At 37.3% G+C, this 26,009-nt stretch carries 23 protein-coding genes; 11 read left to right on the forward strand and 12 right to left on the reverse strand.

Going from position 1 to position 26,009, the window contains the following annotated elements; genetic code table 11:
• Nucleotides 1-375 precede the first annotated feature (375 nt).
• Nucleotides 376-549, forward strand: coding sequence for a hypothetical protein (locus ACIQ32_RS02975; protein ID WP_396194188.1), 174 nt, complete (start codon nucleotides 376-378; stop codon nucleotides 547-549).
• 63 nt (nucleotides 550-612) lie between these two features.
• Here the strand turns inward: ACIQ32_RS02975 and ACIQ32_RS02980 are convergent, their stop codons facing one another.
• Both ACIQ32_RS02980 and ACIQ32_RS02985 read right to left on the reverse strand, forming a co-directional pair.
• Nucleotides 613-3,075 (reverse strand): TonB-dependent receptor domain-containing protein, encoded by a 2,463-nt coding sequence (locus ACIQ32_RS02980; RefSeq protein ID WP_396194189.1) that lies wholly within the window; start codon nucleotides 3,073-3,075, stop codon nucleotides 613-615.
• 93 nt (nucleotides 3,076-3,168) lie between these two features.
• On the reverse strand, nucleotides 3,169-3,510 hold the full coding sequence (locus ACIQ32_RS02985) for an ArsC/Spx/MgsR family protein (RefSeq protein ID WP_396194190.1): 342 nt from the start codon (nucleotides 3,508-3,510) through the stop codon (nucleotides 3,169-3,171).
• A gap of 70 nt (nucleotides 3,511-3,580) precedes the next feature.
• On the opposite strand from ACIQ32_RS02985, the gene ACIQ32_RS02990 reads away from it, so the two are divergent.
• Together ACIQ32_RS02990 and ACIQ32_RS02995 are read left to right on the forward strand one after the other, a co-directional pair.
• On the forward strand, nucleotides 3,581-4,537 hold the full coding sequence (locus tag ACIQ32_RS02990; RefSeq protein WP_396194191.1) for a lysostaphin resistance A-like protein: 957 nt from the start codon (nucleotides 3,581-3,583) through the stop codon (nucleotides 4,535-4,537).
• Entirely contained in the window at nucleotides 4,530-5,570 is a 1,041-nt protein-coding gene (locus tag ACIQ32_RS02995) for an AMP-binding protein (RefSeq protein WP_396194192.1), read from the forward strand. Before ACIQ32_RS02990 ends, ACIQ32_RS02995 begins: the two co-directional genes overlap by 8 nt.
• Nucleotides 5,571-5,619: 49 nt before the next feature.
• Here the strand turns inward: ACIQ32_RS02995 and ACIQ32_RS03000 are convergent, their stop codons facing one another.
• The 6 genes from ACIQ32_RS03000 to ACIQ32_RS03025 form a co-directional block, all read right to left on the reverse strand.
• Nucleotides 5,620-6,045 carry a DoxX family protein gene (locus ACIQ32_RS03000; RefSeq protein WP_396194193.1) on the reverse strand — a complete coding sequence of 142 codons (426 nt, stop codon included), beginning with the start codon at nucleotides 6,043-6,045 and terminating at the stop codon, nucleotides 5,620-5,622.
• An 81-nt stretch (nucleotides 6,046-6,126) separates the two neighbouring features.
• Nucleotides 6,127-7,740: a M1 family metallopeptidase gene (locus ACIQ32_RS03005; RefSeq protein WP_396194195.1), complete on the reverse strand. Its 1,614-nt coding sequence runs from the start codon at nucleotides 7,738-7,740 to the stop codon at nucleotides 6,127-6,129.
• 49 nt (nucleotides 7,741-7,789) lie between these two features.
• Nucleotides 7,790-9,436 (reverse strand): pseudouridine synthase, encoded by a 1,647-nt coding sequence (locus ACIQ32_RS03010; RefSeq protein ID WP_396194196.1) that lies wholly within the window; start codon nucleotides 9,434-9,436, stop codon nucleotides 7,790-7,792.
• Nucleotides 9,437-9,618: 182 nt separating this feature from the next.
• Nucleotides 9,619-10,458: an alpha/beta hydrolase family protein gene (locus tag ACIQ32_RS03015; RefSeq protein ID WP_396194197.1), complete on the reverse strand. Its 840-nt coding sequence runs from the start codon at nucleotides 10,456-10,458 to the stop codon at nucleotides 9,619-9,621.
• 91 nt (nucleotides 10,459-10,549) lie between these two features.
• Nucleotides 10,550-10,969 (reverse strand): copper resistance protein NlpE N-terminal domain-containing protein, encoded by a 420-nt coding sequence (locus ACIQ32_RS03020; protein ID WP_396194198.1) that lies wholly within the window; start codon nucleotides 10,967-10,969, stop codon nucleotides 10,550-10,552.
• A gap of 7 nt (nucleotides 10,970-10,976) precedes the next feature.
• A complete protein-coding gene (locus ACIQ32_RS03025; protein ID WP_396194199.1) occupies nucleotides 10,977-12,605 on the reverse strand; it encodes an acyl-CoA carboxylase subunit beta in 1,629 nt (542 codons plus the stop codon).
• A 193-nt stretch (nucleotides 12,606-12,798) separates the two neighbouring features.
• Here ACIQ32_RS03025 and ACIQ32_RS03030 point away from each other — a divergent pair, with 193 nt between their 5' ends.
• The 5 genes from ACIQ32_RS03030 (at nucleotide 12,799) to ACIQ32_RS03050 (ending at nucleotide 17,789) form a co-directional block, all read left to right on the forward strand.
• Complete coding sequence (locus ACIQ32_RS03030; RefSeq protein WP_396194200.1) at nucleotides 12,799-13,443, forward strand: DUF47 domain-containing protein; 645 nt, start codon at nucleotides 12,799-12,801, stop codon at nucleotides 13,441-13,443.
• Between the two features lie 25 nt (nucleotides 13,444-13,468).
• Nucleotides 13,469-14,800, forward strand: coding sequence for an anion permease (locus ACIQ32_RS03035; protein ID WP_396194201.1), 1,332 nt, complete (start codon nucleotides 13,469-13,471; stop codon nucleotides 14,798-14,800).
• A 126-nt stretch (nucleotides 14,801-14,926) separates the two neighbouring features.
• The gene (locus ACIQ32_RS03040; protein ID WP_396194202.1) at nucleotides 14,927-16,150 is read left to right on the forward strand and encodes a porin; all 1,224 of its coding nucleotides are present in this window, start codon (nucleotides 14,927-14,929) and stop codon (nucleotides 16,148-16,150) included.
• Between the two features lie 68 nt (nucleotides 16,151-16,218).
• Nucleotides 16,219-16,893 carry a hypothetical protein gene (locus tag ACIQ32_RS03045; RefSeq protein WP_396194203.1) on the forward strand — a complete coding sequence of 225 codons (675 nt, stop codon included), beginning with the start codon at nucleotides 16,219-16,221 and terminating at the stop codon, nucleotides 16,891-16,893.
• 128 nt (nucleotides 16,894-17,021) lie between these two features.
• Nucleotides 17,022-17,789 carry a dienelactone hydrolase family protein gene (locus ACIQ32_RS03050; protein ID WP_396194204.1) on the forward strand — a complete coding sequence of 256 codons (768 nt, stop codon included), beginning with the start codon at nucleotides 17,022-17,024 and terminating at the stop codon, nucleotides 17,787-17,789.
• Between the two features lie 230 nt (nucleotides 17,790-18,019).
• On the opposite strand, the gene lpxD is transcribed toward ACIQ32_RS03050, so the two are convergent.
• Complete coding sequence (lpxD, locus tag ACIQ32_RS03055) at nucleotides 18,020-19,018, reverse strand: UDP-3-O-(3-hydroxymyristoyl)glucosamine N-acyltransferase (RefSeq protein ID WP_396194205.1); 999 nt, start codon at nucleotides 19,016-19,018, stop codon at nucleotides 18,020-18,022.
• 79 nt (nucleotides 19,019-19,097) lie between these two features.
• Nucleotides 19,098-20,196, reverse strand: a protein-coding gene (gene prfB, locus ACIQ32_RS03060) for a peptide chain release factor 2 (protein ID WP_396194206.1) whose coding sequence is annotated in 2 segments (ribosomal slippage) — nucleotides 19,098-20,132 and nucleotides 20,134-20,196 — 1,098 coding nt in all. Because the reading frame shifts where the segments join, the coding sequence is not laid out codon by codon here.
• Nucleotides 20,197-20,339: 143 nt separating this feature from the next.
• Here prfB and ACIQ32_RS03065 point away from each other — a divergent pair.
• Entirely contained in the window at nucleotides 20,340-21,365 is a 1,026-nt protein-coding gene (locus ACIQ32_RS03065; RefSeq protein WP_396194207.1) for a threonine aldolase family protein, read from the forward strand.
• A gap of 6 nt (nucleotides 21,366-21,371) precedes the next feature.
• Here the strand turns inward: ACIQ32_RS03065 and ACIQ32_RS03070 are convergent, their stop codons facing one another.
• Nucleotides 21,372-21,695, reverse strand: coding sequence for a YbaB/EbfC family nucleoid-associated protein (locus ACIQ32_RS03070; RefSeq protein WP_396194208.1), 324 nt, complete (start codon nucleotides 21,693-21,695; stop codon nucleotides 21,372-21,374).
• A gap of 132 nt (nucleotides 21,696-21,827) precedes the next feature.
• Between ACIQ32_RS03070 and ACIQ32_RS03075 the strand changes: the two genes are divergently transcribed.
• Nucleotides 21,828-23,888: a S9 family peptidase gene (locus ACIQ32_RS03075; RefSeq protein ID WP_396194209.1), complete on the forward strand. Its 2,061-nt coding sequence runs from the start codon at nucleotides 21,828-21,830 to the stop codon at nucleotides 23,886-23,888.
• An 80-nt stretch (nucleotides 23,889-23,968) separates the two neighbouring features.
• A complete protein-coding gene (locus tag ACIQ32_RS03080; protein WP_396194210.1) occupies nucleotides 23,969-25,009 on the forward strand; it encodes a PLP-dependent cysteine synthase family protein in 1,041 nt (346 codons plus the stop codon).
• A 232-nt stretch (nucleotides 25,010-25,241) separates the two neighbouring features.
• Here ACIQ32_RS03080 and ACIQ32_RS03085 read toward each other — a convergent pair whose 3' ends face one another.
• A complete protein-coding gene (locus tag ACIQ32_RS03085) occupies nucleotides 25,242-25,955 on the reverse strand; it encodes a YebC/PmpR family DNA-binding transcriptional regulator (RefSeq protein WP_396194211.1) in 714 nt (237 codons plus the stop codon).
• Nucleotides 25,956-26,009 lie beyond the last annotated feature (54 nt).

The following is a 26,009-nucleotide window of genomic DNA, read 5'->3' on the forward strand; positions in this document are numbered from 1 at the left end:
GGAAGAAAATATTACACCAACATGTTTATAAGAAAATAGTTTGATTATTGTTTTGTTTGATTTTGACAGATCACGAAAAACCCGGCTCTAAACCGGGTTTTTTATTTTGGGTATCAAACAAACAGATTGGTAATTTGGCTTTATTTCCTAAAATACACCAAAGCCCTAGCCCGGATGGGAACAACATCCTTTTTAGCCAATGTTACGGTTGTCAACCGTAATATTGGCTGAAAAGATAGCGTGGACAGCCGGATTAGCTCCTGAAAATTGTGCAAAAAAATGTGGATAAAGTATTTGATAAAATATGTTTAGTTGTTTGGTAAGCCCAAATATTCGGCTTACATTTGCTTATAATTCAAAAAAATTCCGGAAAACATGTTTGAATTTCAACAGTATTTAGGCTTCTTAGCTTTCTTGACAATCTTAACCATTGGTTTTTGGTTGATGATTTTCTTGATTACTGCTATCATCCCTTATTGGGTTTTTGGTGGTGTGAGAGAGTTTTTGCAAGAGAGAAAAGCGCAAAAAGAAGCCGAACAAGCTGAATAATTTTTTAGACAGTTTGTTGTAAAAAAAAGCCTCGAAATATTTCGAGGCTTTTTTTATGTTACATTATCCCGGGTAATCACCGCCATCGTCTTGTTGGCCGCCACGAGTTCTTCTTTCTTTTTCTCTTTCGTTTTTCTGAACGTTGAAACGGTAAGTGAATGAGAAGTTGATTTGTCGTTCTCTCCATTGCATTTCTCCATAGGAATCAACAGTTCCGGCGATAAAGGTTTCCATTAATCGCTTTCTGGAATTGAGCAAATCGCTTACATTTAAAGAAAGTGTTCCTTTGTCTTTTAAGATGTCTTTGCTGAAGGCTAAGTTCATGCTGAAAACGCCCAAACTTCTCCCTTGTGCATTTTTTTGCGGACCATTATAAGTGGCATTGGTTTGCCAATCTATTTTGTAAGGTAAAGTTATTTTGGAGGTCAAACGGGTAAACCAAGCAACAGTGCTGTTATCAAAGTCTTGAATAACTTCGTTTCCGTTGAAGTCAATATAACTGAAATCACCATCGGTTTCATTGTAGAAGAAATTGAAGTTGCTGTTTAGTTTCCACCATTTGTATGGAGAATAATTAAAGGTAAATTCAAATCCGGTTCTGTATTCAGTGGCTAAATTGATAGGAGAACTAATGATTACAGGAATTCCGTTTTGGAAGGTACCGCTTTCTCTTCTAACGAATTGGAAAGAATCGGAAGTTAAATTACCGTAAAGCGATGTACTTAATGTTAGTTTGTTCCAACGTTTGATATAACCAATGTCAACAGCATCTGTAAAAGCCGGATCCAAATCGGGATTACCCACAAAGATATTTACGTTACTCGAGAGATTATTGAACGGATTCAAGAAACGCCCACGTGGTCTTTGAATTCTGCGACTGTAACTGATGGAAGCGCTTGTTTGCTCTCCGATTTCGTAAGTAAAGAAAGCACTCGGAAAGAAATTATCGTATTTTTTATCATTAAAATCGCTTGTAGCCAACTGATTCACTTCGATATTTGAATCTTCCCAACGCAAACCTAAAAGGAAGGAGAACTTTTTGATTTTGGTACCATAACTGGTGTAGAAAGCATTCACGTATTCTTTGTATTCTAGTATATTGGTAAACTGCGGAAAAGGAACACCATTGGTAACCACGCTGTAGTCGGTTATGTTTTTCAAAAATTCACCTTTATAACCCAATTCTATTTGACTGCCTTTGGCAAAAGGATAGACATAATCTGTTTGGATTAAGTTTCGGTTTTGTTTTTGTCTATTGGTGGTTTCATCTACAGTGATTATTGGGGTATTTGTAGCTGAGTCTGTAATGAAAGCTAAATTGTCGTCAGTATTTTTGGCAAAAGAGCCGTCAATAGTTAGCTTATGCCCATCTTTTTTAAATTTTTTAGTAAAATTGGTTGCGTATTCTATGTTTTTACTTTGGCTTTCTTCATCATTAATACGGTTTCTATCGTACTGAAAGTCAAAGTTAACATCATAATACTTTTGCAAAACATCATCTAAATTATTACCACTGCTTCTTCTGTAGTTTACAGTATTGGTCCATGTTAAGCTTTCACTTAAAAACCAATCAAATCCGAAGTTACCATTATACGATTTATTAGCTCTTTCATTTTCACGAGTTTCGTTCATGTAATCTCTGGTAGAGTTGTCATCGTTGAGATATCTGGAATTGGTTAAAGCATTTCCGGGATTATCTCTGTGGTTGTAACCTTGAGTGGTGAATAAGTTGAATTCTTTGGTTTTGTAATTGATGGTTCCGCTTAGACCGTTGTTTTTAGGATAACCGGTTGTTCCGATGAAAGTTCCGTTAATTCCTTGATTTTTGCCTTTTTTAAGAATGATATTCAGTAAACCACCGCCACCTTCAGCATCATAACGAGCGGATGGATTGGTAATCACTTCTACTTTTTCAATAGCATCAGCCGGAATTAATCGTAAAGCTTCCGTGATGTTAATAGCGTTCGAAGGTCTACCGTCGATTAGAATTCTAACATTTTCATTACCTCTCAAACTTACATTTCCTTCTACATCAACCGATACTGATGGAATGTTGTCTAAAACATCACTAACGGTTCCGCCTTTGACCATTAAGTCTTGGCCAACATTGTATACTTTTTTATCAAGTTTGATTTCAACGGTAGTTTTTTCGGCTCTTACCACAACTTCATTTAATTGGGTAGCATCTTCTTCCAAAGAAATAATTCCAAGGTTGGTATTTTCATTCAGACGTTTTTGCTTGATTTCGGTTGGCTTAAACGAAATAAATTCGACTATAATGTCGTAAACACCGGCAGTAGCTTCAACATTGAAGTTTCCTTTATTGTCGGTAATTCCGCCAAAAACAGCTTTGGGATTTTGGGTATTTTTTAAAGTTACGGTAGCGTATTCTAAGGGAAGTTTACTGGTTTTATCAATCACGCTTCCGGTGATGTTGACTTTGGCTCGTCCTGCATTAGGTTGGGCAAAAGCTAAAAATGTGTTACACAATAAAAATAGAACGGTGATAATCTGAATTTTTTTCATTTAAACGGTTTTGATTCTTGCTTTAGAGTGCAAAAATAGACTTTGGTTTAAGTGACAATTCCCAAATCTTTGTTAAATGTAATGAGGTGCTTTTTAGATAAAATCTTTAAGCTTTTCAAGTTCTCTGGCGATTATTGCTTTGTTGTCTTTGATCACTATAGGACGTTCTATGAGAATAGGATTTTCGCTTAATGCTTTAATTATGTCATTGTCGGTTAAGGATTTGTCTTTGTAGTTGTCAATCCAAATATTTTCTTTTTGGCGAACCAAGGCTATTGGTTTTAACTGAAGTTTATGTAACAAATCTTTAATTTGTGACTCAGATAAAGGGTTTTGCAAATAGTGAATCACTTCAAATGTTTGATGTGTTTCGGATAAAAAGGCCAAGCAATTTCTTGATTTTCCGCAGCGAGGATTGTGAAGGACTTGTAGCATATTTTTTAAAGCAAATTAATAGATATTTGTAGAAATAAATTAACTTAGGCGAAATTAAAATAAAGTATTCATGTTTTTAGAAAATAAAATTACTTCACAGCAATCGGCTTTAAAATATTTATTGGGATTTGTAATCATCAGCTTGTTTTATTTTTTAGGGCAAATTCCGTTAGGTGTTGCTTTGGTGGTAAAAACTTTTACTTCAGGCCAACCAATGCCTACTACTGAAGAAGCGATGATGAAAGTTTTCAGTCCGAATGTCACTTTGTTTTTAATGCTCTTGATTTTTGTGGTTACCATGATTGGAATTATCATCGTGGTAAAATTTGTTCATAAACTCAAGATGATTGATATTACTACTGCCAGAGCTAAAGTAGATTGGAAACGTATTTTTTTCAGCTTTGGCTTGTGGGCAATGCTAAGCGGAATAATGACTGTAGCAGCCTATTATGCTGCACCGGAAGATTATGTATTAAACTTTAAACCCATTCCGTTTTTGATTTTGGTTGTCATTTCATTCACCTTGTTGCCCATACAAACCAGCACAGAAGAGTTCATTTTTAGAGGTTATTTAATGCAAGGATTAGGGTTGTTGGCCGGAAATCGATGGTTTCCTTTGGCAATCACCTCTATATTGTTTGGTTTGATGCACATTATGAATCCTGAGGTGGCAAAAATGGGCCATATTATTATGGTTTACTATATAGGAACCGGATTTTTTCTGGGAATTATTACCTTAATGGATGATGGAATGGAACTGGCTTTAGGATTCCACGCGGCGAATAATATAGTTACAGCCTTATTGGTAACTGCTGAATGGTCGGCACTTAAAACCGAATCTGTTTTCAAAGATATTTCAACTCCTTCTGTTGGATTTGAAGTGCTGACTCCAATATTAATTATTTTTCCGGCAATATTGTTTATCTTTAGTAGAAAATACCAATGGACTGATTGGAAAGGTAAATTAACCGGGAAAATCCAATCACAAGTTATTCAACCTACTCAATATCCTGATCAAAATGTATAATCCAACTTACGAAAATGTACACAATCAATTCAAATTGAATGGATTTCACCTCAATCGAGAAGACCTTTGCCGCGTGGCTTACAGCTTTATCAAAGAAGGAGAAGACTTTGAAAAGCCGGTAGGCGATTTTTTATTGGATTGGTTTGATAGCAAACCTTTCATTGAAATGCAAACCTCAGGAACCACCGGAGCGCCTAAAATTATTTCGGTCAGTAAACAGGCTATGGTTGAATCGGCTTTGGCTACCGGAGATTTTTTCGGATTGCAACCCGGTAATAAAGCTTTGCAATGTTTGCCAGTGAAATATGTAGCCGGAAAAATGATGTTGGTGCGCGCTATGATTTTGGGTTTGGACTTAGAGTTTGTTGCTCCAAGTTCACATCCGTTAGAACTTTTAGAGATGGATTTTGATTTTGTGGCTATGGTGCCTTTGCAAGCTCAAAATTCGTTGACTGAACTGAAAAGAGTTAAAAAAATGATAGTGGGCGGTGCAGCTGTCAGTAAAAATTTAGAAAGGCAATTGTTGAAGTTACCCACCCAAGTTTTCGAAACTTACGGTATGACGGAAACCATTACCCATATTGCCGCCAGAAAATTAGGAGAAAAAGTATTTACGGTTTTACCGGGAGTGACCATTTCTTATGACGACAGAAATTGTTTGGTGATACACGCTGCCAGAATTTCGGATGAAGTGATTGTAACCAATGACATTGTTGAGTTGGTGAATGAAAATCAATTCATTTTCATTGGCAGGATGGACAATGTTATCAATAGCTGCGGTATTAAATTAATTCCGGAGCAAATAGAGGAGAAGTTGTCACAAAGCATGACGCATCGCTTTTTTATAGCTTCCAAACCCGATCCTGAATTAGGAGAAAAAGTCATTTTGGTGGTAGAAGGAGCGACTTGTGATTTAGGAAGCGATATTTACAAAGACTTGGACAAATACGAAAAACCTAAAGAAGTACTTTTTATTCCAAAATTTAAAGAAACCGGCAGCGGCAAAATTATGAGAAAAGAAACCCTACAATAAAAAAAAAACGCACTTAATGGTGCGTTTTTTAATTCAATAGTTTTCCAAGTTATTTTTGCATTTTGAAGTAATAATCGGCTGAATGTTTGCCACTACCATAAACGGTGTAAAACATACTCAATCCTAAAACTATTGCGGATAACAATACATTTATACCGTTCATTTCGCCGATAAAATTGATTAGCAAAGCCCCGATTAGAATGGGTAATTGTGCTATTAAAGCCCAACGCGTCAGTAAGCCGAAAACAATCATTATACCGCCCATAATATGTGCCGATGCTACATAATGAAAGGCAAACATACCGCCTAAAAAGTTACTGGCCGGTGCAATTAAATTTTCAAATTCTCCACTGTTACTGACAAAGTAAGTTCCTTTGTAGAATAAAAACGCTCCTAATAAAATTCTGAAAGCGTCAAACCAAATTGTAGAATGAGCATTGGCCCATTTGTTCAAACCTTTTACTGTAGTATCCATAATAAATAAGTTTAAAATTCAATCTAATTTACTAATTATTAACGAGATACAGTTTGTTTTTAAGTTTTTTTATAAAACAGATCAGTATTCAATAAAGAACTTATCAATGGCTACTTTTACTTCACTATGGCTTTTAGCTTTGATGTTTGTTGCTGTCCACAAAGACTTAGGATAGATTCTGATTTTTTTATCTTGATGGAAAATGTCTATCGGCATGTTGAAATCTTCGTTGACATTCGACCATTTGGCTTCCATTTTTCCTCCAATCACTTTAATTTCAAGCTTTGGGATGGTAGTTTTTTGTAAATAATGGTTAAAGATTGGCGTTAAATTCAGACCACTTTCTGTATTGAAAAATGAAATCACAGTTTCGGTATCAATGATTTGGTGTTTGAAAGTATTGGCATAATCTAAAATCATTTTCCACCATTTAGCATCATCATTTACAACATGGCGTAAAGTATTGAGCAACAAAGCACCTTTGGGATACATATCGCCCGAACCTTCACTGTTTACCCCATAATTTCCTAGAATAGGTTTGTCGTTTTTGACATTCTTCTTTGAACCGTTGGCATAAGTCATCGCTTTTTCATAGCCTTGTTGGCATTCTACATAAACTATTTCGGTGTATTGTGTAAAACCTTCATGAATCCACATGTCGGCAATATCTTTCGAGGTAATACTGTTGCCAAACCATTCGTGACCGGTTTCGTGGATGATGATAAAGTCGAATGTTAAACCAACACCTGTACCGGATAAATCACTGCCCAAATAACCTTTAAAGTATTGATTGCCATAAGCTACTGCACTTTGGTGTTCCATGCCTAAGTAAGACGTTTCGACCAGTTTATACCCATCATTTTTAAACGGATATTCTCCAAATTTACTTTGAAAACAATCCATCATTGGTTTTACCTCTTCAAAATGAGCTTTTGCTTTGGCTTCGTTTTCGCGCAGCACATAGTAATCCAAGTCTAATCCTTTGTAGTTATCGTGGAGATGAACATAATCGGCAATATTAACTGTGATGTCATAGGTGTTGATAGGATTTTTAACTTCCCAATCCCAGCGTGTGTATCCATTTTTTAAATCCTCTGAACCTAAAAAACGGCCGTTGGAAACATTCATCAAACCGTTTGGTACTGCTACTTTTATGCTTGCGCCTCTGTCGGGTTCGTCGCTTTGCGAATCTTTTACCGGATACCACAAACTCGCGCCTGTACCTTGAACAGCAACACCAATCCAATCTTTACCATTGGAATCTTGTTTGAACACAAATCCGCCATCCCAAGGGGCATTACGAGCTATTATCGGTTTCCCTGAATAATAAAATCGGATGGTTTGTTCCGGCATGTCTTTTAGTAAAGGTGTTGGAAAATTGATAAAAACAGCATTGAATTCACGGTCATAACTGAGTTTTCGATTATTGTAAATGATACTGTCAACTTTCATGTTTTCGAACAAATCGATTTGAATGGCGGTCGAATTTTCTACCGGTTTAAAAATAATGTCATTGTAGCCAAGGATTGTTTTGGCATTAGGATCAATTTTAATATTCAAGTCATATCGCAAAACGTTGAAGCAGGTTCGTTCCTGACGCAATCCTCCTTGCAGGGTGTCTTTTCGGGTATAATTTTGGGCTATCAATGATTGAAAACCCAATAATAGTAATGAACAACCTATTATTTTTTTCATATGGAAAATGCTTTTTACAATGAGTCTGAAACCCAATAATTGTTACGAATTAAAATTCAGCAGCTATAGAAATTGTAACTATTTCTTTTGAAATGGGATGTTTAAAAGTAATACTTTCTGCGTGCAAATGCAAACGATTAGCTTTGCTTCCGTACAAATCATCTCCAACGATTGGAGTATTTAATCCGAGTTGGTGTGCCGCATGTACTCGAAGTTGGTGCGTTCTGCCGGTAATCGGGTAGAAGTAGACCAGCGTTTGATTGGCACGTCGCTCAATTACTTCCCAATGGGTTTGGGCCGGTTTGCCATTTTCGTAACATACGATTTGATTCGGGCGATTGTTTAAATCTACTCGCAACGGTAAATCGATTATACCCTTGTCTTCTTTTAACAAACCATCAAGCAAAGCCAAATAACGTTTTTTGATTTTTCTCTTAATGAATTGTGATTGAAGATTTTTATGGATTTCACTCGATTTAGCAATCAATAGTAAACCAGAAGTTGACATGTCCAAACGATGCACTACCAATGGCCCGGTAGCTTTAGGATAAAGGTTTTTAACGCGAGTGTATACCGAATCCGAGATTAGTTTTCCCGGTACAGATAAAAACTCCGCGGGTTTGTTGACTACTGCCAAATGCTCGTCTTCAAAAACAACTTCAAGGGTTTTGCCTTCAGCCGGATTGATTTGAAACGGATTGTTTTCCAGTGGAATACCTTTAAGCATGTGCGCTAGTATAGGTTCGCATTTTCCGGTACAAGCCGGATAAAATTGCCCGTGTTTTCGAACTTCTGATTTAGGAGATTGTCCCCACCAAAATTCGGCCATTGCGATGGGTTTCAGCTTATTTTGAAAAGCGTAATGCAGTAATTTAGGTGCAGCGCATTCTCCGGCTCCGGCAGGTGGATTGCCATTGAAAATTGCTCCCAAACTTTTCAGTTCTTGGTATTGGTTTAGAAAAGCATATTCAGCAAACAATTGTTGTTGCAAGGCAGCCGATTTTTGTCGGCGTTCGTCTTTGAGTTGGTTGATTTTCTCCGAGAATTGCTCCACAGTTTGGTTGGCTGCCTTCAGTAAATGATTCCAATAAAGTGTCATTTTTTTGAGTAAAATCCCTTCTTCTTGGCTTTCTTTATTGAGTTGTTCTAAATCGGCTTTAGGGTTGTTTTTACGGATTTCGGCGCGGCGTTTTTTACCGAGTTTTATCTTTTCCTTTTGCTCCAGAATTTCTTTTTCAGCTTGATATTTAGTTTCTTCTAATAATTTAATTGATTTAAGATAAAGTATATCATTTTCAAGCTGTTCAATCTTTTTATTGTAATTGTTTAATAAGACTTCTCCCTGTTTAAAAAAACTGTTTTCTTCCAACATATCAAACACGGTCGGCACAAACATCGAATGGTGATTTTGGTCGGCTAGTTTTCCTGAAAAAGCCCAGAGATAACCTAAAGTTCCTTCCGCATTTTGCACCACCAAAACGCCAAACATTTTTCCGATGACTAATCCGTCTTGGGCTTCTTTGAGTCCGAAGTTGTGCTCAAAATCGGTTTGGGTTTCGAGGTAGTTTTGTAATTCATTAGCCGCAATAATGCTTAACTCATGCGGTTCATAATAGAATAGAAAAGTGAATTTTTCCGGTAGCGGAATACCTGAAATGTCTTGAGAAAAAGCGATAAAACGAGAATTTGACTTCATCGCTGCAAAGCTAATAAGAAATCTAAATAATAATAATTAAAATAGACAATCAGACTTTTGAGATTCTTTTAATCATCCAACCGTTTACATATCAAAGATTATTAGGAGTGGAATTAAAAGCAATTCAATAAAATACACTAAGAGATTATTATCTTGTGTTTCACAGCAGATTTTTTTAAAAATTAATGATTATTGATGAAGTTGTTGAATTCATTCTTTGCTGTTTGGCTTTCAAAAAGTGCTCCATGTCCGGCGCCGGATATTTCAACAAATTGGCGACTCAAACAATTTGTACAATTCATTACCTCTTGTTTAAATGTTGGCCAAGAGTACATTTGAATAGCCATATCATCTAACCCTTGCACAAATAATATATCCGATTTGAAGCCATTGGTGAAATTTAATAATGATCTTTGATAATAGGCATTAGAGTCTGTTACGGTATTTCCGTATTCATTTCTTAAATTATCACAAACATAACTAGATGGGGTTTGACCATTCTCTTCCAATTGGCATCTAAAAACTAAATTCAATGGCCCCGGAGCATTGGCAATTACTCCATTAGTTTGATGCATAGTATTGAGACGAGTAACCAAATATCCTCCTTGAGAATGTCCGGCTAAAAATATCTTTTTAACTGTGATTCCTAATTCTTGGTTTGCTCGGTGTTTCACCCATAATAAAGCTGCTTCTGCTTGATTGATGTTGTCGCCAAAAAGTATATTGCGTTGGGGATGAGCAACACTAACAATCATCATATCTTGTCGACTTAAAATATTTTTGAATTGGTTCAGGGTGTTTTCTGCAGCGGGTAATATATTACTATCACTTTGTACAGTCCCGTGATAAGTAATTAAAACATCCACTTCATTGATGTCTGGTTTGTCGATGATAACATTGACATCAATATTGTTGTAAGTAATGGCTTTTGTTATTCTGTACGCACCGGAGGATTGCTGTGTAGTAGCATCATCGTTGTTACACGACAATAGAAGAAAAGAAAAAAAGATCAATAATCTCATAATAATAAAATTTCATATTCAACTTAAGACGCTAATTTTCATTAATGGTTTAATCTTCAAAAGGATAAACTTATCCTTAAAAATATGCTCATTAATCGGAGCGTAAAAGCTTCAAGTTAGCAATCCAAAAAATTTTGGATTTATAAAACTGTAAAGCAGTTGGAATAATTTTATCCGAGGTATCTCGTGGCGATTTTTTAATTAATCTGGCTGTAGAACCGGAGAAGTTTAAGTTGTGTTCTTTATCTAAATCCGTAGGTTCAGTAGTAAACTTGACTATTTTATTTTCCACGCTCCAAGTTCCCTTTCCTTTTTGAAAATATTCATTTGTATTGTTATTCACATAACTCGTAAAAAGAAACGTATGATCAGCATTCAAGGTTAGCTTGTAGTCTATGATTTCCCCTTTTTTGGCTTTTACATAAAAAGCGTAGCTGCCTGAATACTCATCCGTTTGAGCATTGATTGTACTGCTTAACAATACAATTAGTATGAAAAGTAATTGTTTCATATGTCTTTTAAACTTGTATCACACCTAAATTAAATTTCTTTTCTATTGGTGCATGATTCGCTGCTTCAATTCCCATTGAAATCCAAGTACGGGTTTCTAACGGATCGATAATCGCATCTGTCCATAATCTTGCGGCTGCGTAATAGGGTGAAACCTGGGCATCGTATCGCGCTTTGATTTTGTCAAATAATGCTTGTTCGGTTTTTTCATCTACGGTTTCGCCTTTGGCTTTTAAGGAAGACGCTTCGATTTGGGCCAACACTTTAGCAGCTTGCGTTCCGCCCATTACAGCGAGTTCCGCACTTGGCCAAGCAAATATTAATCTCGGGTCATAGGCTTTTCCACACATGGCGTAGTTTCCGGCGCCGTAGGAGTTTCCTACTACCACTGTAAATTTCGGCACAACCGAATTGGAAACCGCATTCACCATTTTAGCACCATCTTTAATAATTCCGCCGTGCTCACTTTTTGAACCTACCATAAAACCGGTAACGTCTTGTACAAAGACCAACGGAATTTTCTTTTGGTTGCAATTGGCTATAAAACGAGTGGCTTTATCAGCAGAATCAGAATAGATTACGCCACCAAATTGAATTTCACCTTTTTTGGTTTTAGAAACCGTTCGTTGATTGGCTACAATTCCCACTGCCCAACCGTCAATTCGAGCATAACACGTAATGACGGATTTGCCGTAATCGGGTTTGTATAAGTCCATTTCGGAGTGGTCGACCAAACGCTTGATGATTTCCATCATATCGTATTGTTCCGCTCTCGATTTGGGTAGAATACCGTAGATTTCTTTTTCGTCTGAGGCCGGTTTTTGGGGTTTTTCTCGGTTGAATCCTGCTTTTTCATAGTCGCCGATTTTTCCGACTATACTTTTGATTCGGTCTAAAGCGTCTTTGTCATCTTTGGCTTTATAATCGGTCACACCTGAGATTTCGCAATGAGTAGTAGCGCCACCAAGTGTTTCATTGTCTATATTTTCACCAATAGCTGCTTTTACCAAATAACTTCCGGCTAAGAAAATACTACCGGTTTTATCCACTATCATTGCTTCGTCACTCATAATCGGTAAGTAAGCACCACCGGCCACACAACTTCCCATTACTGCCGCAATTTGGGTAATGCCCATACTGCTCATGATGGCGTTGTTTCTGAAGATGCGTCCGAAGTGTTCCTTATCGGGGAAAATTTCATCTTGCATGGGTAAATATACCCCGGCAGAATCAACCAAATAGATAATTGGCAAGCGATTTTCCATAGCGATTTCCTGGGCACGCAAATTCTTTTTGGCGGTAATCGGAAACCAAGCGCCTGCTTTTACAGTAGCGTCATTGGCCACAACGATACATTGTTTTCCTTTGATGTACCCCATTTTTACTACCACACCTCCTGAAGGACAACCGCCGTGTTCGGTATACATTCCATCACCCACAAAAGCGCCGATTTCAATACTTTTGGCTTTATCATCTAATAAATAATCAATACGTTCCCGAGCGGTCATTTTACCTTCGGCATGTAATTTTTCGATGCGTTTTTCGCCTCCGCCGAGTTTAACTTTGACTAAACGTTGTTTTAAATCGGTGACTAAAAGTTTGTTATAATCTTCGTTTTTATTAAAGTTGATATCCATATAGTAATTAGTGTGATATAGTTTGTTGTATTTGGGAGGCTAAGCTACGAAAACGTTTTCAAAATGAGAAATGACTGCGAAATTACTCCCTGATTTAAATGTTAACAAATTGTAAATTGCAGCTAAAACATCAATGGCATATTTAATATTCACTTAACATTAGAGTAATACATTTGCATCAAATTTTAACACCATGTCTATAAACAACCTTTTTCAGTTTTTAGTTCCAAAAGATAAAAAATTCTTTCCACTTTTCGAACAAGCCACAGCTAATTTAGTAATTTTAGCAGAAACACTTCACGAAGCCGTAAATGCACCAAAAGCAGAGCGTGAAGATTATTTCAGAAAGATTGAAGAATTAGAAGCAACTATAGAAGAGATTACCCACAAAACTCACTTGGAGTTAAGCAGAAACTTTATCACGCCTTTTGATAGAGAAGATATTCATGCTTTGGTTAAAGCCATTGATAATGTAGCCGATTATATGCATGGTGCGGCCAGCAGAATGCGTTTGTACCAAGTAGAGAAAATCACCAAGTCTATCAGAAAACTAACTGAAATTAATTTAGAGTCTTGTCAGTTAATCAATACCGGTGTCAAACAATTGAAAGACATGAAAGACCACAAGGCAATAAAAGAGACTTGTAAAAAAATCAATAAGTTGGAAAGTAAAGCAGATTCAGTATTTGACAAAGCTGTTGCCGATATCTTTGAAAATGAAACCGATGTTAAAAACATCATTAAGTACAAAGAAGTGCTTTCAGCATTGGAATCAGCTTCTGATAAATGCAAAAGTGTTTCCAACGTAATGGAACAAATTTCAGTAAAACATTCATAAACAGTTTCAATAAAACCGACTTTTTATGGACTTTACTTTATTATTAATCATAATATTTCTTGCTCTTGTTTTCGACTACATCAATGGTTTTCACGATGCAGCTAACTCTATAGCAACGATTGTAGCCACCAAGGTTTTAACGCCATTTCAGGCTGTTCTATGGGCAGCTATTTTCAACTTTTTAGCCTATTGGGTTTTTGGATTTGGAGTGGCTGATACGGTAGCTAAAACCGCTCACACAAGTAGTATTGACTTGACGGTGATTTTGGCCGGTGTCATTGCAGCTATTGTATGGAATTTAGTCACTTGGTGGAAAGGAATTCCATCTTCATCCTCTCACACTTTGATTGGTGGATTTGCCGGAGCAGCCATTGCACATGGTTTTAGAGATGTAACTGATCCTGAACACGCTGGGTTCAAAATTGTAAATTGGTTAAAAGATGCCAAAGAAGGAGAATTATTGCCTTCGGGGGTTTTTATAGTCATCTTATTTATTGTATTCGCACCCTTGTTAGGAATGTTGATTTCCTATTTCATTTCTCTTTGGTTGATGTATTCCTCCAAAAAAAATGTATGGCCTAAAGTTTTAACTGTTGTATTAATGCTATTAGTCGGCTGGTTCTTGTACTCGATAATGGTTCCTTTTGAAGACATTAAAAAGCCTAGATTCGAGAGTGAATTTTGGAGTGTAATTACTGAGCCACACAATATCAAATGGTTCTTAGTAGCCATCATATTTTACAGCTTAGCTGTATTCAACTTATTGTTCAGTAGTTTTTCTACAGCCAAAGCTGAAAAAGTTTTAAAGAAAATGCAGTTGTTATCTTCTGCCGCTTTCAGTTTGGGTCATGGTGGAAATGATTCCCAGAAAGTAATGGGAATTATTGCCGCTGCGGTTGCAGTTTATATCAAATCAAATCCGAATATTGACATGTCTGCCGGTTGGTTGGATTTGAATGTGGTTTTGCCTTCTGAAAAAGATGGGGTTAAAATCGAGGGTGTGATGCCGGGTTGGATTCCGTTAACTTGTTATACGGTTATTGCTTTAGGGACATTAAGTGGTGGTTGGAAAATTGTAAAAACAATGGGCTCCAAAATTACTAAGGTAACCGCTTTTGAAGGTGTTGTTGCAGAATCAGCCGGAGCTTTGACCTTATTTTCAACAGAACATTTTAAAATCCCTGTGTCTACCACGCACACTATTACTGGTTCTATTATTGGGGTTGGTGTGACCAAAAGGGTTTCAGCCGTTCGTTGGGGTGTGACTGTTAAGCTATTGTGGGCTTGGATTTTAACCATACCAGTCTCAGCCGTTTTAGCCGCTTTAGTTTATTATTTACTTAAAATGTTTATTTAAAAAAATACATATTAAGAGGCCAACTGTATTGTTGGCTTTTTTTATAACCAATTCTTATTTGTTACCAAATCATTTACAAAACATCAAATTATTATTAAGAATAAACACAATACACGCAACTAAAAAATGAAAAAAATAGTACTGATTGTTACGCTATTCGTATCAATTTCACTTTCGGCTCAAATTACCATAGAGCAAACCAAACATGATAATGACATCAAATTATCAGCATTGCCATATTATAGTTTTGGAAAAGGGATTGGGATGACATCACCCGACAGTATTTTTCAAATGAATATTCGCTTCAGGATGCAAAATCGTGCTACCTATTTAAATGAAGAAGGGGAAGACGGAGCTTATGACGGCCAGGTAAGACGTTTGCGTTTGCGATTTGATGGTTATGTTGGTAACCCTAAATTTTTATATGCCATTCAGCTTTCTTTTGCACCGGGTGATGTTGGTGAAGTGAAAGATGGAGAAAACATCAATATCATCCGTGATGCGGTAGTTTTTTACCGACCTAATAAAAACTGGAACATCAGTTTCGGTCAGACCAAATTGCCGGGAAACCGTCAGCGTGTTAACTCTTCAGGCGGTTTGCAGTTAACAGACAGAACCATCAATAACGCCAAGTTTACTATTGATCGTGATTTTGGTTTTCAAGTACATAATATGAACGAGTTTAAGGGTAAATTTTCCTACAACTTGAAAGCCGCTCTTTCAGGTGGAGAAGGCCGAAATCAAACCGGAAAGGCCGATGACGGTGTTGCGGTTACCGGAAAGATAGAACTATTTCCTTTCGGTGCTTTTGCCAAAGACGGTACTTATTTTGAAGGAGATATTTTACGAGAAAAGAAGCCAAAGCTGTTAATGTCAGGTGCTTTCCAACAAAACAATCATGCTCAACGAACGCAAGGACAACTCGGAAATGATTTGTTTGAGAGAAGAACCATGAAATCTGTTTTGCTCGATGCCATGTTCAAATACAATGGTTGGGCTGCTATGATGAGTTATATGTCAAGAACCACTAACGAAAATGCCATAACGGTCAATCCCGATGATCTGACGGAACGCAGTTTTGTTTTTGTGGGTAACGGATTCGATTATCAAGCCAGTTACAACACCAAGTCTAACTACGAATTCATAGCGCGTTACTCCATCCAAAATGTTGGTGATGATATTGCTGCTTTGGCACCCAATACCCGTGAATACTCGGTTGGCGTAACCAAATATATTTGGGAGCACGCTTTTAAATTGCAAGCCGAAGTGAATTATGATACTTTGAAATATTTTGATGGCAGTACCAAAAACAATTGGTATGTTCGATTTCAGATTGAAATAGGAATTTAAAAATAGAGATTTTATGTGTTTTTTCTCATAAATATCTTATGTTTGTCTACGAATTAATCTCCATAATTATGAAAAAATACATTTTTAGCCTTATTTTATTAATTTCTTTTCCAATGTTTTCTCAACAAGTTCGTTCAGGTTATACAATCATTACAGCTAAACAAAGACTTGATCTCACAAGAACCTTTGAAACTGAGGAAAAAAACATACAAGGAAGTCCTTACTTAGCCGAAACATTTTTACCTGCCAATGTTTCAGGATATCAAGGTGTTTTTTTACTACGATACAATGCTCATAAAGATGAAATGGAATTTCAAAAGGATGAACAAATTCTCTATTTGGTTAAATCAGATAGTTTAGAAGTTGATTTTTTAAATAGCAAAAAAAAGTATAGCTATTTAGAGTACAAACCGGGTAAAGAAATTATTAAAGGATTTTTGATTGTAGTAAGTAATGGTGAAAAAATTTCTTTATTCAAGAAAGAAAAAGTTAATCTGATCCCAAAAGTAGAAGCCACGAATACTTATGCAAGAGATTCGCCTGCTCGCTATGAATTACAAAAAGATACTTTTTTTATAAAAATGGATGGTGTAATTGTGCCTTTTCCCAAAAATAAAAAGGAATTAATAAAAATGTTTCCCGACAAAGAGAATCCAATTGTAGATTTTATTAAGAGTAATGACACCTCTTTTTCAAAAGAGAATGATGTAATTAACCTTGTGAAATTTTTAAATTCAATTTAAATCGAGTAGCTTTAATAGCAATACTGCCTTTTGCAATCTGAATTTATATTGATAATCCTCAACGTTTTTTATTTAATTAACGTTTGTTTCGATATGGATTTTTTAATTTTGATTCAAATATTTATGCTATGAAATTTAAATCGATATTTTTAGTTATTCTTATGGCTTTTTCATTGGAAGCTAATGCTCAATTGTCACCGGTTGACTACCAAGATGGTGATAAGGCCCTAAGTGGTTTTGGAATGAAACCTAAAAATGGTTCAAATGACAAACCGGGCGTATTAATATTGCCTGCTTGGCTTGGAGTTGATGAACATTCCAAAGAAACGGCAACAAAACTTGCTGAATTGGGTTATTATACTTTTGTAGCCGATATTTATGGCCTAGACAATCGTCCCAAAGGCACTGCAGAAGCCGGAAAAAATGCCGGCTATTACAAAAAAAATTATGCTGAATACCAAAAACGTATTCAATTGGCTTTGGATCAATTGGTTAAACTAGGAGCTAATCCGGATAAAATTGTAGTTATGGGTTACTGTTTTGGCGGTACCGGTGCTTTGGAAGCTGCCAGAGGGAACTTAAAAGTACAAGGAGCTGTTTCTTTCCATGGAGGTTTGGGAAAAGATTCTTCAAGAGCTTTTGGCAAAATAGCTCCAAAAGTTTTAGTACTTCACGGTGCCGACGATCCTTTTGTGCCAAAAGAAGAAGTTGATAATTTTCAAAACGAAATGAAAGCTTCAGGTGCCGATTGGCAGATGATTTTCTATGCCAATGCCGTCCATGCTTTTACACATAAAGATGCCGGAAGTGACAATAGCAGAGGCGCTGCTTACAATGAGTTAGCAGACAAACGTTCTTGGATTGCCTTAAAAGATTTTCTGAAAGAGGTTTTATAAATTCAATTTTTTTCAATTAAAAAAGCCCAAAACAGTCAACTGTTTTGGGCTTCATCATTGCTATAAAATACAAAAGCCGACCTGGAGCGATCGACTTATGCGGTGAGGTGTAACTTCCTTTACGGAATCCTCATGGCAAATATAAAATTTAATTATGAATTAGGAATTATAAATTACGAATTCTTTCTTATAAATTTTAAACGGTAGTTTCACCAATTTGTAATTCGTAATTATTTATTCGAGTCTCTCACCAATCGTTTTAAAATTGCCCATTGTTTCAAAGCATCGCGTGCATCAACGGCAGGATAACCTAAAACCGTTTTTCCGGCTTCAATGTCTGCCGCCACACCCGAACCAGCACCAATGATGGCACCGTCGCCAATAGTTGTATGGTCTTTTATCGAAGCACTTCCGCCAATAATGACACCATTGCCTAGCGTTACTGAGCCGGCCAAGCCCGAATTTCCGGCCATTATACAGAATTTGCCGAGTTTTGAGTTGTGTCCGATTTGTACCAAGTTGTCAATCTTACAACCATCACCTAACACAGTTGAACTGAATTTGCCTCGGTCAACACAAGAGTTAGCACCAATTTCCACACCGTTGCCTAAAATAACATTTCCGATTTGCGGTATCTTAACCAAACCTCTTTCCAGACAAGGTCTGAAGCCAAAGCCATCAGCGCCAATGGTACAATTTGGATGTAAAATACAATGACTTCCTACATGACAACGTTCGCGTATCACTGTCCCCGACCAAATGATGGTGTTTTGGCCAATAGTACACTCGTCTAAAATAGTAACATTAGGATAAATAGTTGTATTTTCACCAATAACAACATTGGGACCAATATAACTACCGGCACCAATTCTAACGCCGTTTCCGATAGATACAGTATCATCAATAATTGCTGTTGGATGAATGTCTACAGAAAATATAGGAGGAGAAGGAGCAAAGAGTTCTAATACTTGCGACATCGCTAAATCAGCATTCTTTACTTTGATAAAAGCGCGCTGGTCTCCGGGTTCAATACTAATGTCCTGGTTTACAACGGCAGCACAAGCTTTAGATATAGCCCAATGCTTTTCATATTTTTTGTTGCCGATAAAGGATATTTCAGTCTCCGAAGCAGATTCTAACTGCTCCGGAGCTGTAATTTTATGTAAAGTACTACCGACGATTTCGCCTTGTATCACCTCATTTATTTCTTCAATTGAGTAAGAACGCATAGTGGTTTTGGTTGGTTATAGATTTCAAATAAATGAAAACAGATTTGAATATCCTAATAATCCAAAACAGAAAATAACGTTATTCTTCCTCTTTCTGTCCCATCATCATCAGATAGGCTTTCAAGAATTCATCAATATTACCGTTCATTACGCCGTCAACATCACTGGTTTCGTAACCGGTGCGAACATCTTTTACCAATTTATAAGGATGCATCACATAATTGCGAATTTGCGAACCCCATTCAATTTTCATTTTCCCGGCTTCAATATCACTACGCATTTCCTGACGCTTTTTCAATTCAATTTCATACAACTGCGATTTTAACATTTGCATGGCTCGTTGGCGGTTGTCTTGTTGCGAACGTGTTTCCGAACACTGTATCTGAATACCGGTTGGTTTGTGAAACAACTGTACTTTGGTTTCAACCTTGTTAACGTTTTGTCCACCGGCACCACTTGAACGTGAAGTAATAATTTCTATATCGGCGGGATTGATTTCAATTTCAATAGTATCATCGGCTAACGGATACACATAAACGGAGGCAAAAGAAGTATGACGTTTTGCATTACTGTCAAAAGGGGAAATACGCACCAATCGATGCACACCGTTTTCACCTTTCAAATAGCCAAAAGCAAAATCGCCTTCAATTTCCAAAGTCACGGTTTTTATGCCAGCCACATCGCCTTCCTGAAAGTTAAGCTCTTTGATTTTATAGCCTTGATTTTCGGCCCACATCAAATACATTCGCATCAACATCGAAGCCCAATCACAGCTTTCCGTACCACCGGCTCCGGCCGTAATTTGCAATACAGCACTCAAACTGTCGCCTTCGTCCGAAAGCATATTGCGGAATTCCAAATTCTCGATATGTGTATTGGCTAATTCGTATTGGTGGTCGAGTTCTTCTTCGGTGGCATCGCCTTCTTTAAAAAACTCGTAAGTAATTTGCAATTCTTCCGCTAAACTTTCGGTCTTGTTAAAATCTTCCACCCATTTTTTCTTCGAGCGAAGGTTTTTAACAATAATTTCGGCTTCCTTAGCGTTGTTCCAAAAGTCGGGTGCAAAAGTTTTTTCCTCTTCGTTGGTAATTTCAATCAGCTTGGCATCAATGTCAAAGATACCTCCTCAACGCACCAAGGCGTTCTACAATACCTTTTATTTGTTCGGTATTTGTCATAAATAATGTAGTTTTGTGTTTTTAAATTAGAAGCTTTTTCCCGCTGTCCACTATATCTTTTGCCTCGTTTGGCAACGAAACAAAAGGATGCCGTTCCCATCGGGGCTAGTAACAACTCACAAAAGTAGACTATTATTCTTTATATGGAAATAAATTTAATCAGCGATACTGTAACCAAACCGTCACCCGAAATGCTGCAAGCCATGTTCAACGCCAAAGTTGGTGATGACGTGTTCAAACAAGATCCCACTGTAAATGCTTTTGAAAAAATGGTGGCTGATTTGTTTGGGATGGAAGCAGCGCTTTTTTTTCCATCCGGAACTATGGCCAACCAAACCGCGATTAAATTAAATACCAATCCGGGAGACCAAATTATTTGCGATAAATGGTCGCACATCCATTTATATGAAGCCGGTGGCGCTTCCTTCAACAGTGGGGTGAATTTTAATTTATTAGATGGTCATCGCGGCATGATTACCGCCGAACAAGTAGCTTCAGGTATCAATGATCCCGAGTTTTACCACGCGCCATTATCCAAAATGGTTGGCATTGAAAATACCACCAATAAAGGTGGCGGTGCTTGTTATGATATTACCGAGTTGCATAAAATCAAGCAAGTCTGTGTCGATAACAACTTGAAATATCATTTAGACGGTGCGCGTTTGTGGAATGCTTTGGTGGCCAAAAAGCAACATCCCAAACAATATGGGGAACTATTTGATACGATTTCCGTTTGTTTCTCCAAAGGACTAGGCGCGCCCATAGGTTCTGTTTTGGTTTCCGATGCTGAAACCATGCACAAAGCTTTACGCATCCGAAAAATATTTGGTGGTAACCTCAGACAATCGGGTTATTTAGCCGCTGCGGGTATTTATGCTTTACAAAACAACCTCAACCGATTAGAAGATGACCATCGCAGAGCCAAAGAGTTAGGGCAAATTTTAAAACAGTTGGATTGGGTAGAAAGTGTGTCACCAACTGAAACCAACATCGTGATTTTTGAAGTCAGAAAACCTTTAACAGAGAAACAAGTTATAGAAACCCTTAAATCCAAAGGTATTCTCATCAGCTCTATGGGACAAGGCAAATTACGCATGGTGACGCATTTAGACTACAAGCAGGTGTTGCATGAATATGTTTTGGAGCTTTTGACCAAAATCAAATTCTGATTCAAATCAAAAGAACTTGTCCATGCCCGGTATATTCGGCATGCCTTCTTTGGCCACGGCAGCCAATTCGGCTTCATTAATAGTAGTCGCTTTTTCAATGGCTTTGTTCAGTACCAAAATCAAGTAATCTTCCAGTTGCTCTTTGTCGGCCAACAAACTTTCATCTATAGTAATCGAGCGTATTTTGCGGTTAGCGGTAACAGTCACATTTAATAAGTTGTCATTGCTTTTTTCGTCAATCAATACGCTGTCTAAGCATTGTTTTGTAGCTTCAATTTTTTGTTGGGTTTCTTTGAGTTTACCCATCATGTTCATCATGTCTCCAAACATAGGTATTCATTTAAATTAAAGTGCTAAGGTATGAAATACTGTTAATTTCTAAGTGCATAACTTCCGCAGATTTGCTAAAGTCATGCCGGCATAATACTTATTTTTGTTCCTATATTAACTATTACAATACTAATGTCAAACGCCATACAACCGCCCAAAGCGAAAATCATTCCTAAATTACTCGAAAAGCATGGTCATTCGAGAACTGATAATTATTATTGGTTAAACGAAAGAGAGAATCCTGAGGTTATTGATTATCTGAATAAAGAAAACGAATATTACCAAAAATCAACTGCCCATACTAAAGATTTCCAAAACAGTTTATTCGAAGAGATGAAAGCCCGCATCAAGGAAGATGACGAGTCGGTGCCTTATTTTTACAATGGTTACTTTTACATTACCCGATTTGAAAAAGGCAAAGATTATCCGATTCATTCCCGAAAAAAAGGCAGTATGGAAGCGCCTGAAGAAATCATGTTTGATTGCAACGAAATGGCCAAAGGACACGCTTATTTCAACTTATCAGGTTTGAGTGTAAGTGAAGACAATGTATGGGCGAGTTTTGGCGTAGATACGGTTTCGAGAAGGCAATATACCATTCAAATCAAAAATTTGCAGACCGGAGAAATCTTGCCAGTTGCCATAGAAAACACTACAGCCGGTGCAACTTGGGCAAGTGACAATCAAACCTTATTTTATTCGAGAAAAGACGAACAAACCTTACGAGCAGATAAGATTTATAAACACAAGTTAGGCACTGCAGCTAGTCAGGATGTTTTGGTGTTTTTTGAAAAAGATGAAACCTTTGATGTTTCGGTGTACAAATCGAAATCGAAAAAATACATCATTATCAACTCCAACAGTACTATGACCACGGAATATCGAATGGTTTTATCAGCCACACCGGATGATAAATTTACCATTTTTCAAAAAAGAACCCGGGGTTTGGAATATTCAATGTCGCATTTTGGGGATCATTTTTACATAGTAACCAATAAAGACAAGGCCACCAACTTTAAGTTGATGAAAACTCCGGAAGACGCCACCGCAAAAGAAAATTGGGTGGATGTTATTCCGCACCGAGACGAAGTGCTGCTGGAAGATATTGATATTTTTGCAGCATATTTGGTGGTAACTGAACGATACAATGGATTGAATCAAATTCGCATCATGCCTTGGAGTGGGGAAGGAGCTTATTATTTACCTTTTGAGAGTGAAACATTTACGGCTTATACGACTACCAATCTCGATTTTGAAACCGAAATACTTCGTTACAGTTTCCAGTCATTGGCCACGCCATCATCGGTTATTGATTTTAATATGCGAACCCAAACCAAAACCATCTTGAAGGAACAAGAAGTATTGGGAGGAGAGTTTGATAAAAATAATTATACGGAAGAACGAATTTGGGCCACCGCAAAAGACGGAACCAAAGTACCAATATCATTGGTCTATCGAAAAGGATTGAAAAAGAACGGGCAAAATCCGACCTTATTATATGCTTATGGGTCGTATGGAGTAACTATGGATTGTTATTTTTCCTCGGTTCGGTTGAGTTTATTGGACAGAGGTTTTATTTATGCCATTGCTCATATTCGAGGTGGTGAAGATTTAGGCCGACCTTGGTATGAAAATGGTAAACTCTTGAAAAAGAAAAATACCTTCACGGATTTTATAGATTGCTCTCAATTTTTAATTGCTCAAAAGTATACTTCGAGCCAACATTTGTATGCCGAAGGTGGTTCGGCGGGCGGCCTTTTGATGGGAGCTATAGTCAATATGGCGCCTTCTTTGTATCACGGCGTAATAGCTCAAGTACCATTTGTTGATGTAGTAACCACTATGTTAGATGACAGCATTCCGCTGACTACCGGAGAATATGACGAATGGGGTAATCCGAATGTAAAAAAGTATTACAATTATATGCTTTCGTATTCGCCTTATGACAATGTTACGGCACAGGAATATCCAAATATGTACGTTGCTACCGGTTTGCATGATTCACAAGTGCAATATTGGGAGCCGGCCAAATGGGTTGCCAAGTTGAGAAATTTGAAAACAGATAATAATATATTGTATTTAGACACCAATATGGATGCAGGTCACGGAGGTGCTTCGGGAAGGTTTGAAGCTATTAAGGAAATAGCTAAAGAATACAGTTTTTTGTTAGATTTAGAAGGAATAAAAAGATAATTTAAAATATTTTATTAAATTTGCAACGTTTGGGAGTCTGTAAAAATGGCTTCATAACTACGCCTTGACTAATTTATTTTATGAAAGAAGATATAAAAGCTCACGATAATGTGCTAAGTTTGATAGGGAATACGCCTCTTATCAAACTTAACAGAATCACAGAATCTTTACCCGGAAATTATTATGCGAAGGTTGAAGCTTTCAACCCGGGTCACTCCACTAAAGACAGAATTGCATTATATATTATTGAAGAAGCTGAAAGACAAGGAATTTTAACGCCCGGTGACACCATTATTGAAACTACCTCCGGAAATACCGGTTTTAGTTTGGCTATGGTTAGCATCATCAAAGGATACAACTGTATTTTAGCGGTAAGTTCAAAATCATCGAAAGATAAAATAGACATGCTTCGCAGTTTAGGAGCTAAAGTGTATGTTTGTCCGGCACACGTTTCTGCTGATGACGAACGTTCCTATTATAATGTAGCCAAACGTTTACATGAAGAAACTAAAGGTTCGGTTTACATCAATCAGTATTTCAACCAATTGAATATTGATGCGCATTACAAATCAACCGGTCCTGAAATTTGGGAGCAAACCGGTGGAAAAATTACACATTTAGTAGCTTGTAGCGGAACCGGTGGAACCATTTCAGGAGCTGCCAAATTTTTAAAAGAGCAAAATCCAAACATCAGAATCTTAGGGGTAGATGCTTTTGGCTCGGTGTTGAAAAAATACCACGAAACCAAAGAGTTTGATGCCAACGAAATTTATCCTTACCGCATTGAAGGTTTGGGTAAAAACTTGATTCCAACTGCCACCGATTTCGATTCGATAGACCATTTTATGAAAGTAACCGACGAGGAAAGTGCCCACACTACTCGTGATATTGCTAAAAAAGAAGGTTTGTTTGTAGGCTATACTTCCGGAGCGGTAATGCAAGCCATTAAGCAATACGCTGAAGAAGGTGAGTTTGATGAAAACAGTAACGTGATTGCTATTTTCCCGGATCACGGTTCTCGTTATATGAGTAAAGTTTTCAGTGATGACTGGATGAATGAGCAAGGTTTCTTTGACAGTATTAATGTAGAAGAAGCGCAAAAAGTAGAATTTATTAAATAGATTTAAATATTTAAGATAAAAAAAACGCCGAGTGCAGACTCGGCGTTTTTTTATGTTTATAAGAAAGCAGTTTGGTGTTTTTAGCCCCGATAGGAGCAAGCTACCGTGTAGCGTGGATAGCGGGAGCAGGGTTTTAAAATAAGACAATCGTTCTGCTCCTAAAAAACAAAACGCTCAGCAAATGCCAAGCGTTTCTACCTAATATCTAAAATTTAATATCTAATATCTAATATTACTCTTGCATCGTGTGATACACGTTCATCACATCATCGTCTTCTTCAATTTTTTCCAACAATTTTTCTACGTCGGCTACTTGCTCTTCGGTCAATTCTTTGGTGATTTGCGGAATTCTTTCGAAACCTGAGGATAAAATTTCTAAACCGCGGTTTTCCAATTCTTTCTGGATGGCACCGAAACTTTCAAAAGGCGCGTACATTACGATACCTTCTTCGTCATCGGCAAAAATTTCTTCCACCCCAAAATCAATCATTTCCAATTCTAGCTCTTCTACATCTTGTCCTGCGGCCGGAATGCGGAAGTTACAAGTGTGATCGAACATGAATTCTACCGAACCTTGCGTTCCTAAAGTACCGTTGCATTTGTTGAAATAGCTGCGGATGTTGGCCACCGTACGGTTGTTGTTGTCGGTAGCAGTTTCAATTAATATAGCGATGCCGTGAGGTGCATAACCTTCGAATAAAACTTCTTTATAGTTGGCGGTGTCCTTATCGGTTGCTTTTTTAATGGCGCGCTCCACGTTTTCTTTCGGCATATTGGCCGCTTTGGCATTTTGCATTACGGCTCTTAAACGCGAATTGGCTTCCGGATTTGGTCCGCCTTCTTTCACCGCCATAACGATGTCTTTTCCAATACGAGTAAACGCTTTGGCCATGGCCGCCCAACGCTTCATTTTTCTTCCTTTTCTAAATTCAAATGCTCTTCCCATTGCTGCTAGAATTTGTTTTAATTTGAGTGCAAAAATAAAGTATTAATCGATTAA

The sequence above is a fragment of the Flavobacterium sp. genome, assembly GCF_044373165.1.
GTDB lineage: Bacteria > Bacteroidota > Bacteroidia > Flavobacteriales > Flavobacteriaceae > Flavobacterium.